This is a genomic window from Orrella sp. 11846, assembly GCF_048820935.1.
GTDB lineage: Bacteria > Pseudomonadota > Gammaproteobacteria > Burkholderiales > Burkholderiaceae_B > Algicoccus.
The window spans coordinates 45,982-60,479 of sequence record NZ_JBMERD010000002.1 but is presented as its reverse complement, the minus strand read 5'-3'; the positions used below and the strand labels follow the sequence as shown (position 1 = coordinate 60,479).

15 protein-coding genes are annotated in these 14,498 nt (G+C 51.3%); 4 read left to right on the top strand and 11 right to left on the bottom strand.

Going from position 1 to position 14,498, the window contains the following annotated elements; genetic code table 11:
• Positions 1-155: 155 nt before the first annotated feature.
• The 11 genes from ACOI06_RS01890 to ACOI06_RS01840 all read right to left on the bottom strand — a co-directional run bounded on the left by ACOI06_RS01890 (position 156) and on the right by ACOI06_RS01840 (position 8,806).
• Positions 156-1,277: an aminotransferase class V-fold PLP-dependent enzyme gene (locus ACOI06_RS01890; RefSeq protein ID WP_420660790.1), complete on the bottom strand. Its 1,122-nt coding sequence runs from the start codon at positions 1,275-1,277 to the stop codon at positions 156-158.
• A gap of 50 nt (positions 1,278-1,327) precedes the next feature.
• The gene (locus ACOI06_RS01885) at positions 1,328-2,236 is read right to left on the bottom strand and encodes a septal ring lytic transglycosylase RlpA family protein (protein ID WP_420660789.1); all 909 of its coding nucleotides are present in this window, start codon (positions 2,234-2,236) and stop codon (positions 1,328-1,330) included.
• 35 nt (positions 2,237-2,271) lie between these two features.
• The gene (gene rapZ, locus ACOI06_RS01880) at positions 2,272-3,156 is read right to left on the bottom strand and encodes an RNase adapter RapZ (protein ID WP_420660788.1); all 885 of its coding nucleotides are present in this window, start codon (positions 3,154-3,156) and stop codon (positions 2,272-2,274) included.
• A complete protein-coding gene (gene hprK / locus ACOI06_RS01875; protein ID WP_420660787.1) occupies positions 3,143-4,081 on the bottom strand; it encodes an HPr(Ser) kinase/phosphatase in 939 nt (312 codons plus the stop codon). The genes rapZ and hprK overlap by 14 nt, the downstream gene beginning before the upstream one ends.
• Positions 4,082-4,154: 73 nt before the next feature.
• Positions 4,155-4,610, bottom strand: a complete 456-nt coding sequence (gene ptsN, locus ACOI06_RS01870; protein WP_420660786.1) for a PTS IIA-like nitrogen regulatory protein PtsN — start codon at positions 4,608-4,610, stop codon at positions 4,155-4,157.
• Between the two features lie 87 nt (positions 4,611-4,697).
• The gene (hpf, locus tag ACOI06_RS01865) at positions 4,698-5,033 is read right to left on the bottom strand and encodes a ribosome hibernation-promoting factor, HPF/YfiA family (protein ID WP_420660785.1); all 336 of its coding nucleotides are present in this window, start codon (positions 5,031-5,033) and stop codon (positions 4,698-4,700) included.
• Positions 5,034-5,133: 100 nt separating this feature from the next.
• Positions 5,134-5,895 (bottom strand): LPS export ABC transporter ATP-binding protein, encoded by a 762-nt coding sequence (lptB, locus tag ACOI06_RS01860; RefSeq protein ID WP_420661014.1) that lies wholly within the window; start codon positions 5,893-5,895, stop codon positions 5,134-5,136.
• A gap of 79 nt (positions 5,896-5,974) precedes the next feature.
• Positions 5,975-6,595, bottom strand: coding sequence for an LptA/OstA family protein (locus tag ACOI06_RS01855; RefSeq protein WP_420660784.1), 621 nt, complete (start codon positions 6,593-6,595; stop codon positions 5,975-5,977).
• Between the two features lie 11 nt (positions 6,596-6,606).
• Entirely contained in the window at positions 6,607-7,206 is a 600-nt protein-coding gene (gene lptC / locus ACOI06_RS01850) for an LPS export ABC transporter periplasmic protein LptC (protein WP_420660783.1), read from the bottom strand.
• A 14-nt stretch (positions 7,207-7,220) separates the two neighbouring features.
• Entirely contained in the window at positions 7,221-7,817 is a 597-nt protein-coding gene (locus ACOI06_RS01845) for a KdsC family phosphatase (protein WP_420660782.1), read from the bottom strand.
• Positions 7,814-8,806: a KpsF/GutQ family sugar-phosphate isomerase gene (locus ACOI06_RS01840; protein ID WP_420660781.1), complete on the bottom strand. Its 993-nt coding sequence runs from the start codon at positions 8,804-8,806 to the stop codon at positions 7,814-7,816. The genes ACOI06_RS01845 and ACOI06_RS01840 overlap by 4 nt, the downstream gene beginning before the upstream one ends.
• 183 nt (positions 8,807-8,989) lie before the next feature.
• On the opposite strand from ACOI06_RS01840, the gene purT reads away from it, so the two are divergent.
• From purT to ACOI06_RS01820, 4 genes are all read left to right on the top strand, one after another.
• The gene (gene purT, locus ACOI06_RS01835) at positions 8,990-10,207 is read left to right on the top strand and encodes a formate-dependent phosphoribosylglycinamide formyltransferase (RefSeq protein WP_420660780.1); all 1,218 of its coding nucleotides are present in this window, start codon (positions 8,990-8,992) and stop codon (positions 10,205-10,207) included.
• A 186-nt stretch (positions 10,208-10,393) separates the two neighbouring features.
• Positions 10,394-11,344 (top strand): TAXI family TRAP transporter solute-binding subunit, encoded by a 951-nt coding sequence (locus ACOI06_RS01830; protein ID WP_420660779.1) that lies wholly within the window; start codon positions 10,394-10,396, stop codon positions 11,342-11,344.
• 32 nt (positions 11,345-11,376) lie between these two features.
• Positions 11,377-13,278 (top strand): TRAP transporter permease, encoded by a 1,902-nt coding sequence (locus ACOI06_RS01825; protein ID WP_420660778.1) that lies wholly within the window; start codon positions 11,377-11,379, stop codon positions 13,276-13,278.
• 49 nt (positions 13,279-13,327) lie between these two features.
• The gene (locus tag ACOI06_RS01820; RefSeq protein ID WP_420660777.1) at positions 13,328-14,488 is read left to right on the top strand and encodes an alpha-hydroxy acid oxidase; all 1,161 of its coding nucleotides are present in this window, start codon (positions 13,328-13,330) and stop codon (positions 14,486-14,488) included.
• The last annotated feature ends 10 nt before the right edge of the window (positions 14,489-14,498 follow it).

Sequence of the window (14,498 nt, the reverse complement as noted above, 5' to 3'; positions counted from 1 at the left end):
ATCGAGTTGTGGTTTCGTTGCTTTTAACATGCCGCGCTCATGGCTAATGACGGCAGAAATTATAACGAAAGGCCAGATTTCATCATCGGTCAAAACGGCTAAAAACCGCCTGAAATCCACTTAAACCAATCAAACCAACTTACAAAAACTGATCCTCAGGCGAGCGCCTGAAGTAACGCAGATTCGACCCGATCAACATCTGTCCTGCAGTTGTATCCATGGAAACTAATCCGCAAACGACCTCGTCCGTTCCAAGTCAGTACGTTGGCCTGACCCATGCGAGTATGTAACTCATGCGCATCGGATCTGGACAAACAGATGCTTGCACCATGGTGAGCTGGATCTTCAGGTGTCGAGCTTTCGATACCGTGTTTTGTGAGACGAGCCAAAAGATCTGTAGTTAAGCCATGAATATGGGCTTGTATCTCGACGGGATCGAATTGGGCGAGATAATCAAGTGCACTGGAAAGCACATAGAGACCCGCATGGCAGGGATTGCCCCGTGTAAACCGCAAGGCATCCGAACGTAGAGTAATACCATTGTCATAACCGGTTGCATCACTGGAGAGTGAATACCATCCTGCCGAGACTGGCTGCCAATTAGGCATTCGCTGACGGTTCCAATAGGCCGTCGCAACGCCTGTCATGCCTAACATCCACTTATAGCTCGCACTGAAAGCAAAATCAGCGACTGACGCCATAATGGGCAAATAACCGGACGCTTGGGTGAAATCGACAATCAGCAGCGCGCCAACCTTGTCTGCTGCGCGACGCAACAATTGCAAATCAAAACGTTCTGCATTTAGATATGAAACGTAACTAACTAGAATCGCTCGCGTGTTTTGATCAACGCCGGCAGCCAACCCAACAGCGTTCGCGGGAGACAACAATTTCACCTCATACTTCGGCTGTGGCCTTGCCAGTAACGGAGCCACGACGGAAGGATATTCGGTTGCCATGACACAAATATTGTCACCGCGCTGAAGGTCGAGACTGTCCAACACAATCGAAACACCTTCAGCCACATTGCTGACCCAGCCGATCTCATCAGAGCGCACATTCCATAAAGTCGCCATCTGTTCACGTGCTCGTTCTACAGTAGCTTCTTGTGCGATTCGACCCGGTGAACCTTGGCTCTTGTCATGAATGTATCGCGCCAACGCGTCATCATGACGCCGCAAAAACGGTGTTTCACCGCCAGCACAGACATGAGTGAGATTCGATCCAATATGAAAATCAGCTGGATCAAACAATGGATGGATCGGCGCGTTGGACATAGAAATCTCCGAAGAATAAAGCCACTATGGCAGCAAAGTTTCAGACAAACTTATTGCGCAAAGCTAGGCATCACACCGAGTGAGTTGTACAGCGCATCCATCGCTTCTTGCGCGTGCTCGCGACTCGAATAAGGCCCAACGCGCACCCTAAACAAATTTGCATCCCGCTGATCGACTTCGACTGGCACCTGATCTGGCACAAAACCAGCCGCACGATGTGCGAACGCCACCGCATTGTTTTGTTCTCGAAAGGCTCCAATTTGCAAGTAAGTTTGTTGACTCGGGGCAGCAGCATCAATCGCAGCCATAGTCACCACAGGTGCTGCGGTAGCTGTTGGCGCTGCAGGGGCTGTAGCGGGCGCTTCGTAGACCGTTGGGGTTGTCGATGCCGTCGTTTGTCCCCAGGATCCCGCACGGATCTGTTCGGGCATAATGCGCTCTACGATGACTTCTGCACTACCCGGGCCCACAATGCCCAAGCGGTGAGCTGCGGCATAGGACAAGTCAATTTCACGCCCATGTAAGAAAGGCCCCCGATCATTGATACGCACAACCACGCTACGTCCATTGGAGACCCGAGTTACCCGGGCATAGCTGGGAATTGGCAAGGTTGTATGGGCAGCCGACATGGCGTACATGTCATAGCGTTCGCCGTTCGATGTGGGATTGCCATGAAATTTTTTGCCATACCAAGAGGCAATACCACGATTTCGATAAGGCGCGCCACTAGTGTCAGGTACAAAACTCTGCCCCATCACTCGATAAGGACGGTTAGGCCCACTGGCCAGAGGTTCAATCTTTGGAATCGCATCTGGAATCGAGTCCAGATATGAATGGTCCCCACTCGGTGGACCATCATTGGAGTAGTAACCACCACTGCGCCCGCCCGAGCAGCCGACCAACAACACGATCAACAGCAAACTAGCGGCTTGCGCCATATATGAAGTGATTCTGCCCATTCGATCAACACCTCATCATAAAAGAAAGAAATCGCTCAAGAAAACTCGGGACGATTTCGATGTCGGATCAGTAAATCCCCAATGTCAGCGAAGCGCTGCGCAAGTTGCTCAACCACATAGACGGAACGGTGTTGACCACCCGTACATCCCACAGCAATCGTGAAATATGCTCGCGTATCACTCACATAGCGCGGCAACCATTTACGCACGAACGCTTCAATGTCATCGATCATGTCGTTGACTTCCGGAAACTGCTCCAACCAGTCAGCCACCAGACTGTCTCGGCCAGTCAGACCACGCAATGCCATTTCATAATAGGGATTCGGTAAACAACGCACATCAAACACAAGGTCACCATCTCGGGGCGGACCAATCTTGTACGCAAACGATTCAATCGTAAGTGTCACACGGGAACGATTTGTCCCAATGAGTTCCTGCATCCAGTGACGAAGCTGCAATGGCGTCAGACCCGTGGTATCAATCACGTGTTCTTTGAGTCGTAAGGGGGCGAGCAATTCTCGCTCTTGCGCAATACATGCTCGCAATCCAAGGGGTTTGCCATCTTCACCCAAACGCTCTGACAAAGGATGGCGTCGGCGACTTTCTGAATAACGTTGAATCAATGTGTTGTCATCGGCATCTAAAAACAGCACCTGGATCGGCACACCCCGACTGAGGTGGCGACGCAAAATATCCGGGAGTGTGCGCAAGTTACCTGGGGAACGTGCATCAATGGCCACCGCCACGCGTTGCGCTCTGGTTTTAATGCTGACATCGACAAAGTGATCCAGCAAAGTGATCGGTAAGTTATCCACGCAGGCGTAACCTGCGTCTTCTAGGTATTTCAGCGCGACCGATTTACCAGCACCAGAAATGCCCGTGAGTAAAAAAAACTGAATGTCATGATTAGCTTGCGTCATCACGTCTACCTTGAGCAATCGCTTGAGTCTGTTTAGTGAGGAATTCCTGTAGCGTATCAATACCGCGCAACTTCAACACCGTATTACGTACAGCCGCCTCCACAAGTACCGCAAGGTTACGACCGGCCGCAACCTGCAAAATCACCTTCAGAACCGGCTCGCCCAGCACTTCCTGATACAGATCCTGCATCGGAAGACGCTCAAATTGCTCATCGGCACTGGCACGAACCAAATGCACAATCAGCTTGAGACGCATGCGCTGACGCATGGCCGTTTCCCCAAAAATAGTCCGAATGTTGAGCAGTCCTAAACCGCGAACTTCCAACATGTTTTGTAAGAGTTCTGGGCAATGTCCATCAATCGCACGAGGTGACGGACGAGAAAACTCGACCGCATCATCGGCCACCAGCCCATGCCCGCGGGTAATGAGCTCGAGCGCCAATTCGCTTTTACCCAGCCCAGACTCACCCGTGATCAACACACCCAATCCCAACACATCCATAAAAACGCCATGCATAAGCGTTCTGGGTGCACCTCGACGTGCTAGGTAAATCCGCAAGATATCGATCGTTTCGGCAGCCGTCATCGAGGTACCGAGCAACGGAATATCGGCTTGCTCACAGATCTGACGCACTTCTTCTGATACCTGAATCGCATCGGCTAGTAGAATCGCCGGCACGCCCCCATCAACGAGCTCCTGCAACATCTGCAGACGTCGTTCATTTGGAAAGCGTAAAAAGTAATCCAGCTCTTCTTGACCGAAAACCTGGATGCGTCCGGGGTGTGTGAGGTTCAAGTGCCCGATTAGATCGGCCGCAGCGCGACCATCATTTGCAATGTGCCGTGACTTGCCACGTGTGCCGGCCAGCCACTCTAATTTCAGGTCGCTCTGATTATCGTCGACCAAAACTGCAACACTGAGCATGTATGTCCTTTACTTGGCGCAGGGCGATCAACGCCAGCGTAGGCCGGCACCTTAGGGACAAAGGTCACCCGGCTTACGGATTGTCCTCTACCAATAAATCGTAGACAGCCTTGGGATCCTCGAGCGTACGCAACGCCCCCAGTACAGAGGGCTCTGACAGCTTGGTTGCGACCTCAGCCAAAATATCCAAGTGCTGCTGAGTGGCTTCTTCCGGCACCACGATCACCAACAGCAAGTCGACAGGCTTGCCATCCGGCGCATCAAAAGAAACGGGCTGCGCCAGTCGCACAAAAGCCGCAGACGGCTTGACGATATTTTTAATCCGTCCGTGCGGAATGGCAACGCCCGAACCTAAGCCGGTTGAACCAAGACGTTCTCTGGAGAACAGGCTATCAAAGACGTTTGCACGCTCAATACCTTGGTTGTTTTCGAACATGAGCGCGACTTGTTCAAGTGCGCGCTTCTTGCTCGTCACAGCCACATCGAGCATGACGTTTTGCGGAATTAAGATTTGTGACAGGAGTTTCATGTCACGAATTATAAGGGTGTATGCGGCATCGCAACAATGGGCAATTGAACAACCGACAACTGTTGCGAACGTGCCGCAAATAGAGGGTTAATTGTCTGCATCTTCATCGATGATCTGTCGTTTAATTGACTCATGCGAACGACTTTTCATTTTGTTCTTGTAATCAATGACCTTGCGATCGGCCTTATCCATCAGCACATCAATGGCCGCATACAAATCTTCCTGAACAGATTCACAATGCAGATCCTTGCCTGGCACCCGCATCGTAATTTCAGCCCGATGGCGTTTGGGTTCTGCTGAGAGCACAATCCGCGTATCAATCACGTGATCAAAGTGGCGGTTGATTCGCACGAGTTTTTTCTCGACAAACTCACGAATCGGTGCCGTGACTTCCATGCGCTGTCCTGAAATCTGAAGATTCATAGATCACTCCTTATACAGTGGCATGTACAACATGCCGATGACACATCCTACACTTCCAGTGTATCGGGTTGCGCCAGGAAATCAAGTCTGATCGCATCGATTACATTCGGAAATGCTCACCCAAATAAACTTGTCGTACCGATTCATTCGAAATAATTTCATCCGGCGTACCACTCGCAAGCACCACACCCTGACTAATGATGTAAGCCCGATCACAAATACCAAGCGTCTCGCGCACGTTGTGATCCGTAATCAACACACCAATGCCTCGACTCTTTAAAAACCGCACAATGCGTTGAATTTCAATCACCGCAATCGGATCTACCCCCGCAAAAGGCTCATCCAGCAACACAAACCGAGGGTTCGTTGCCAAAGCGCGGGCAATTTCCACACGACGCCGCTCGCCCCCCGACAGGGACAGAGCCGCCGAGTCGCGTATATGGCCAATCTGCAATTCACTGAGTAATTGCTCTAAGCGAACCTCAATTTCTGGACGACGCAAACGTTTGCCGTTTTCATCATATTGCAGCTCCAGAACTGCACGAATATTTTGTTGTACCGTCAAGCGCCGAAAGACCGACGCATCCTGTGGCAAATAGGAAAGACCACGGTGTGCTCGCTGATGAATGGGCATGGCCGTCACAGGCACGTCATCAATCAGAATTCGCCCGGCATCAGCGCGCACCAGACCGACAATCATGTAGAAGCTCGTTGTTTTACCCGCCCCGTTAGGACCCAGTAAGCCCACCACTTCGCCACTATCTACATGCAAAGACACGTCCTGCACTACCGTGCGTGAACCATAGGTTTTACGAAGTCCTGTCACATTCAGACTTCCCGCTTTGACTTCGGCGGTCATCATTTCCGCATGGTTTTGATCGGGTGAATTCACAATTGTCTGCATAGTTACGAGCATTGAAATAGCGGTCCAGTCAACGGACTCATTGCATGGCGGGCACCACCGGCGGTTCAACACCAGCGGCGACTTGCTGACGACAAGCCTCCACAGCCGCATCAATTTTGGCGCGGGGCTGTGCGACAGAGCGTACGCGCTCTTTCACATTGGTGCTTTGAGGCGCTCCAAAAGCTCGATAAGTCTCTGTTTTTTGGTCATAACGAATCCGTTGAGCACTCACGGTATCAAACGGTCGCCCACAGATAAAACGCACGAGGATGGCGCGGTCAATCAGTTCAAAGGTTTCGGCTTTGCCATCATACTCTGCGATTTCTCCCAATCCGACCAGCACTTCAAACTTCTCAGGGTTCTCCTGACGAATCTGCACCCGCTTGTCGTTATGCATCGTCGCACGACCATACTGATCGCCTGCCAGATCTTCACGCAAATCAAGCTGATCCGAAACAAGCGTCAAAGGACCACGCGTCATGATGACGTGCCCTGTAAACCGCGTCGTTTTGTTGTCATCGTTATAGGTCAGCGTATCGGACAACACTTGGGTGGCGGGTTCTTCACCATCTGCACCACGTTGTTCTTTTAAGCCGCCCGGAATCTGAGCGGTCGCCACACCGATCAAACTCAAACATCCCAGAGCCATTGTGATCATGCACCATTTATTCATTGGTTTGAAGACTCCTCATCAGTCTTTCGCGGAACAATTTCCAAATCGCTGGACTGGTAAACATTAAGCTCACGTGAATGATTGTTGTAATGCATGCCCACACCCGACAGGCGTGACATACCACGCACAGCCACGGCCGGTAGTTCGGTATAAGCAATGTCTTGATCAGCTAACAGCGTAATTTCTTCGCTTGTAATATTAAACGGCTCATGCTGGTGATTACCGAGACGAATAATGATGGCATCCCCTTGCATCAGCACCTCATCACCTTCACTTTTGATGGTGGCTTGATCTGAAGTCGCCACCAACACTGGCGCATCGGGCTGCATATTAAACGCCCTAGGAATTTGAATTAAATGCGATTCATCATCTGGGAAGTGCTCCATATAGTCACCTTCCAGGCGATGTACCGCAATGCCATCCTCATTGGTGCGGATGGTCACAATATTTTTAGCCCACATATCAGGATCATGCGTCACGCGCACAGGCGCATCCAGTAGGACTGTGCGCAACGTGTACTCCGCTGCAATCCAAGTCCCGATCACAAGCACGGCCAGCAAAGATAACGACAAGATGGTCGGCAAACGATCCTTCATGCCACCCCTTATTCTTATTGTGCAACTGAACCAGGCAAACGAATCCCCGGTTGCAATTTCGCACCAAGACGGTGTTGAGCCGCCAAAATCACATCGCAGCACTCACGCACCGCCCCATGACCACCTGAACGAGTCGTCACCCAATGAACGCTCTGGCTAATATAAACCGGCGCATCTGGGACACTCACCGCAAAACCTGCTCTTTGCAAAGCAGGCAGATCCACGATGTCGTCCCCCATATAACCGACGGACTCCAGCCCAATGCCGGCATCATTGGCCAGCGTCTGCAAAGCTTCACCTTTGTCACGCGAACCTTGAATTACATCGCCAATGCCCAATTCTGCAGCGCGCATGGCCACAATCGGTCCTTGTCTGGCTGTCAATAAGGCAACTCGCACACCATTACCGGCGAGCATTTTGAGACCCAATCCATCGTGCACATGAAAGCGCTTGAGTAATTCACCCTGGTCTGCATACAACAGACTGCCATCCGTCAATACGCCATCCACATCAAAGACCATCAGTCGCACTGCAGCAGCGCGTTGCACAACGGCTTCTGAAATACGTGCCAGCACCAGCGCTTCGGCTGGATGTAAACTTTTTTCTGTCATAGGATTTTTGTATCCATCAAATCGTGCATGTGCAAAGCACCAATCAACAAACCTTGCGCATCACTCACTAGCAACTGGGTTGTTTTTGTGTCTTCCATGATTTTTGCCGCATCTACTGCCATCGCATTGGCATCGATATGTCGAGGATCTGGTGTCATCCCTTGTGTGACCGGCAAACCACGCACATCACCCACTTTCTCTAATAAACGTCTCAGATCACCATCTGTGAATATACCGACCGCACGCCCCTGGTCATCCACGACCGCTGTCATGCCCATATTTTTATCAGACATTTGCTGCAATGCTTGGGTAATCGTGGCACTTTGCGCCACCTTGGGCACTGCAGATCCATGACGCATGACATCGGCCACCCGAGTCAATAAGCGCCGACCCAATGCACCACCGGGGTGCGATCGCGCAAAATCTTCAGCTTGGAACTGACGCGCATTCAGACACGCCACCGCCAATGCATCTCCATAGGCCAAAGTGACCGTGGTACTTGATGTAGGCGCCAGATTCAGCGGACACGCTTCAGTCTCTACAGAAATATCCAACCACAAATCAGCCATTTTTGCGAGATCCGAGGTCTGATCACCTGTCATCGCCAGAATTGTGACCCCTAATCGACGTGCACCTGGCACAATCGCTGCCCACTCCGAACCGGCACCTGAGTAAGAAATCGCTAAGAGCACATCTTCTTGGGTGATCATACCCAAATCACCATGAAGCGCTTCAGAGGCATGCATGAATAAGGCAGGCGTTCCTGTTGAACTAAGTGTGGCGGCAATTTTTCGGGCAATATGTCCCGACTTCCCCAATCCACTCACCACAACCCGACCACGACAATTCAGTAACGTTTGCACAGCCTGCACAAACACGTCGCCCAGCCGATTACGCAAAGCCAGCACAGCTTCGCTCTCGAGCTCTAGCGTTCGACGACCGTCAGACAAAACCTGCGTCGGTTTAAAGGGGATAGGGTTCTGTATCATGCGTCGATTTTACCCTTGATCGATCCGCTTGCGCGGTGATACACAAACCTTGCGCTTTATGACAAACAATTGACCTGTTGTGACAAAAGCGCTTGCAAACTGTTCTGTCACACGAATTGACGAACAGATGCAGGATAATCGAATACGTTTACTCGCACTTTACGTCCAAGGAGTCTTCCAGCTATGTCATCTCCCGTTCAAGCCCGCTGGGGCACACCACTGAGTCCTGTTGCACTAAAAGTGATGACACTGGGTTCTGGCGAACTTGGTAAAGAAGTCATTCTGTCGCTTCAAAAGCTCGGAGTCGAAGTCATCGCGGTTGATCGCTACCCCAATGCACCCGGCCAGCAAGTGGCGCATCATGCCGAAGTCGTCGACATGACTGACCGTGACGCGTTACAAGCCGTCATCGACAAATATCAACCTCATGTCATCGTGCCAGAAATTGAAGCCATCGCAACCGACGTTCTGGTTGAGCTTGAGGGCCGCAGGGGATTACGTGTCACTCCAACCGCGCGCGCTGCGCAACTGACCATGCACCGCGAAGGCATTCGTCGACTCGCGGCTGAAACACTCGGATTGCGCACATCCCCCTATCGATTTGCCGATTCACTCGAGGCATTGCGTGAAGGCGTTGAAGCGGTCGGCCTGCCATGTGTGGTGAAACCCGTCATGTCATCTTCCGGTAAAGGTCAAAGTCTGATCCGCACTCACGACGACATTGAAACGGCCTGGAATATTGCGCAAACAGGCGGTCGCACTGGTGCAGGCCGAGTCATTGTCGAAGGTTGGGTCGATTTTGAGGAAGAGATCACATTGCTGACCGTGCGCTCACAAAACGCGCAAGGCGAGATCATGACTCAGTTTTGTGAACCAATCGGTCACCAACAAATCGATGGCGACTATGTGGAAAGTTGGCAACCTCAAGCGCTTCGTCCTAAAGCACTCGAGCGCGCCCAAGCCATGGCTTTGGCTGTAACAGAAAACTTGGGTGGGTTAGGTATTTTTGGTGTCGAGCTCTTTATTAAAGGCGACGAAGTCTGGTTCTCAGAAGTCAGTCCGCGACCACACGACACAGGACTGGTCACCCTGATCTCACAAAAACAAAGCGAATTTGAACTGCATGCACGGGCTTTACTCGGGCTGCCAACCGATGTCAGCTTACTGAGCCCGGGCGCGAGTCGAGTCATCTACGGTGGCGTTGACGCACAAAACGTTACCTTCGAAGGGATGGCCAACGCTTTAGCTGTACCAGATAGCGACCTGCGTTTATTTGGTAAGCCCGAATCGTATGTCAAACGTCGTATGGGCGTCGCACTCGCACGAAATAACGACCTTGAACAGGCTCGAAAAAACGCCAGACAGGTTGCCGCGGCCATTACTGTCAAAGCAGCCAACTAACGAAACCTATTGATTTAACTAAGATTTCTAAAACCGCACGCCTTAAAATGTGCGGTTTTTTTGCGTTGCAGCGAATTTTTATCCTAGTTAACCCTGACTTTTCATCACGTCGACTCCATGCCTAGAATCGGCAGGTAAGTAGGGCAACAGCCCTGTTTCTCACCAAAACTAACACTCGGAGACATCATGAAACCTATTTTCAAACTCAGTCTGGGCGCTTTGGCAATGACCGCTGCCATGGCCAGTATCCCCGCACAAGCGCAACAAGTCACCATGATGACCGGCCCTCAGGGCGGCGTCTGGGTCCCACTGGGCGGTGCACTGAAAGCCATGTGGGAAAAAGCAATCCCTGGACTCAGCATTACATCCATGCCCGGCGCAGGGATTGCAAACGTGCGCGGTGTGGATGAAGGCAAAGCACAAATTGGATTCTCAAACTCCAGTAGTGCGGTTGACGGCATGCTAGGCAACGCACCCTTCAAAAACAAAACCACCAAAGTCTGCCAACTGGCCAACCTCTATCCCCAATACTTCCAGGTTGTCGCCCTAAAAGAAGCTGGCGTGAACTCCTTTAAGGACTTCAAAGGCAAACGCGTCGTGACTCAGCCACGTGGCAACACCGCGGAAGCACTGACCGCCATGACCATGGAAGCCAACGACATGACCTATAAAGATCTGGACAAACTGAACCTCCAGGCAGGTTATACCGATGCGGTTTCCATGATGAAAGACGGTCACGTCGACATCTTCACACTGGGTACAGCTGTTCCATCGTCTGCTGTGATGGATCTGGCCAACTCACGTGACGTAATCATGGTTCCAGCAGATGATGGCACCATCGGCAAGATAAACGCGATTAACCCTGCCTATACCAAGCTCATCATCAAAGCCGGTTCATATCCCGGTCAAGATCAGGATGTACCAGCTGTGGGTTACTACACCCACCTGATCGTGGATTGCAACTTGCCAGATGATATGGTCTACACCATGGTTAAAACCATGTCAGACAACATTGATTCCATGGCCGCTGTCAACAAAGGCATGGCCACCCTCACGATTAAAGACATGGCTGCTGATGCCGGGATTAAGTTGCACCCAGGTGCCGAGAAATTCTACAAAGAATCAGGTGCCCTCTAAGCTAGTTTGTTGACACACCAGGAATCACCAGCATGAACACTAAAGTTGTTTCTGACGAAAAAGCCGCATTGGATCCCTCTTCGCGATTCATGCGGCACCTAGTGACTGTGATTGCAGTCGCGATGTCGCTCTATCACATGTACGTCGCATGGTTCGGTCCGCCCGAGGCGATTATTTTCCGTGGAACTCACCTGATGTTCGCGCTGGCGCTGGTGTTTTTACTCTTTCCGAGTTTCCAGGGCACACGCAAGACATGGCGTGCATATGACATGCTCTTGCTTGCCCTGGGACTTGGGGGGGTCCTTCATATCTTCATGGATTACGAAGGCTTTACCTACCGTATTATTTATATCGATGATCTGACACCCGCTGATCTGTTCTGGGGTGTCACGATGATCATTATCACGCTCGAAGCCACCCGCCGTATTATCGGATGGGCTTTACCGCTGACAGCGATCTTGTTTGTGGGGTATGCCGCCCTCTTTACTGAAATTACGTTTCAAGTTCTGATTGAGCAACTCTACCTCTCCACGGAAGGAATCTTTGGATCCACGCTGGGGGTCTCTGCGGCTTACGTGATGTTATTTGTGATTTTTGGGGCGTTCATGGAAAAAAGTGGCACAGGCCGCCTGTTCATGGACTTCTCTCTAGCGCTCACAGGAAACAGTGCGGGTGGCCCCGGTAAAGTGGCCATCATCAGTTCATCCATGTTTGGAACCGTTTCTGGTAGTGCCGTCGCCAACGTCATGGTGACAGGTCCCATTACCATTCCACTCATGAAACGCACAGGCTTTAAAGCCTCATTTGCGGGTGCGGTCGAATCGGTTTCTTCAACAGGGGGCCAGATCATGCCACCTGTGATGGGTGCGGTTGCTTTTGTGATGGCTGAGTTCTTGGCGGTGCCTTACCTCCAGATTACAATTTGGGCGATTGTTCCGGCTTTTTTATTCTACTTATCTGTCTTTTTTGCAGTGCACTTTGAAGCCAAGCGTTATCAGCTTGCCGGTGTGCCGAAAGATCAGCTGCCCAAGCTCTGGAAAGTTATGCTGGTGCGTGGTCAGCTGTTCATCCCAATGTTCGTCATTCTGATCGGTCTGATTCTGGGTTATTCAGCCCCACTGTGTGCGCTGGTTGCGGCATTAGTTTGTTTGCCAGTGGCCTTACTGCGTAAATCAACTCGTGAGGACATCAACTGGTACACCCCCATTGCAGCGTTGGAAGAAGGTGCACGGGGTGCATTGTCGGTTGCCATGGCTTGTGCCTGTGCAGGATTGGTCATCGGCTCAATCACCATCACCGGTCTTGGCATTGTCTTTACCCAGGTTGTGATTGAAATGGCTAGCAACTACGTTCTTCTGGCACTCGTGGTAACCGCCATCGCTGGGATTGTGCTGGGTATGGGTATGCCAACCACCCCTGCTTACATTGTGATGGTCGCTCTGCTTGTGCCTGCACTCATCAAAATGGGCATCGTAGCACCAGCCGCTCACTTGTTTGCGTTGTACTTTGCCATTCTGTCTGCCATTACCCCACCTGTCGCACTGTCAGTCTTTGCCGCGGCAGGGATTGCTCAAGCCAACATGTGGCAAACGGGGCTGGCGGCTGTTCGAGCAGCGGCTCCCGCTTACATTGTTCCATTTATGTTCGTTTATGAACCTGCACTGCTCTTCATTCTTGAAGATGGACAAAGCTGGTATCACGCCGCCATTCCGATTGCGACTGCCACAATTGGTGTCATTGCATTGGCCGGTGGACTGTTTGGCTGGTTTGTCGGACGCTCTTCCATGCTGCAACGGATCTTGCTGTGTGTGGGTGCATTTAGCCTGATTAATCCGGGTTCAATGAGTGATTTGATTGGCTTTGGCATACTGATCGCGGTATCCTTCTGGCAGTTGATCGAAAAACGAAAATCTGCGGCGCTCGCCTCAACCTAATGACTCTGTTTGGCAGCGCTGCAGCTCACCTTTGACCTGCGGTGCTGCCATGACCTCAACAATTACTCACATTGAAGAATTACGCAAACTCGCCAAACGGCGAGTTCCGCGTATGTTTTATGACTACGCCGACTCGGGCTCCTGGACCGAGTCAACGTATCGTGCCAACGAAGAAGATTTTCAGAAAATCCTATTTCGTCAGCGCATTCTCATCAACATGGAAAACCGAAGCACCGCGACCACCATGGTCGATGTGCCCGTTTCCATGCCAGTGGCCATCGCACCAACCGGTCTAACAGGCATGCAACACGCAGATGGCGAAATTCTCGCCGCACGCGCAGCTAAAGAGTTCGGCATTCCCTTTACGCTCTCCACAATGAGCATTTGTTCTCTTGAAGATGTCGCCAAAGCAACCAATCGCCACCCATTTTGGTTTCAGCTCTATGTCATGAAAGATCGCGACTTTATTGAGCGATTGATCGATCGCGCCAAAGCCGCCAATTGCAGTGCATTGGTTCTCACGCTGGATTTACAGATTTTAGGACAGCGTCATAAAGACATTAAAAATGGTCTCAGTGCACCCCCAAAGCTCACCATTGCCAACATGTTGAACATTGCCACTAAACCTCGTTGGGCAAGAGGCATGCTTAAAACCAAACGACGCAGTTTTGGCAATATCGTGGGCCATGTTGATGGTGTGACTGACATGAGTCGACTCAGTGAATGGACTGCATCTCAATTTGATCCCGCGTTAAGTTGGGATGATGTCGAATGGATTAAAAAACGCTGGGGTGGCAAACTCATTCTGAAAGGCATCATGGATGTCGATGATGCGCGGTTAGCCGCCGACAGCGGGGCTGACGCACTGATCGTCAGTAATCATGGCGGACGGCAACTAGACGGAGCTGAATCGAGCATTCACGCTTTGCCAGCCATCGTCGATGCCGTGGGTGATCGTATTGAGGTTCACATGGATGGTGGTATCCGTAGTGGTCAGGATGTGCTCAAAGCCCGTGCGTTAGGTGCTAAAGGCTGCTACATCGGTCGCGCCTTTCTCTATGGTCTAGGCGCTATGGGTCAAGCCGGTGTCACCCGAGCCCTTGAAATCATTCACAACGAGCTCGATCTGAGTATGGCGTTTTGTGGTCATACCGACATTGAAACCGTTGATCGGAATATTCTGCTACCAGGCACTTACCCAACCGCCTAAGCGCTGGAAT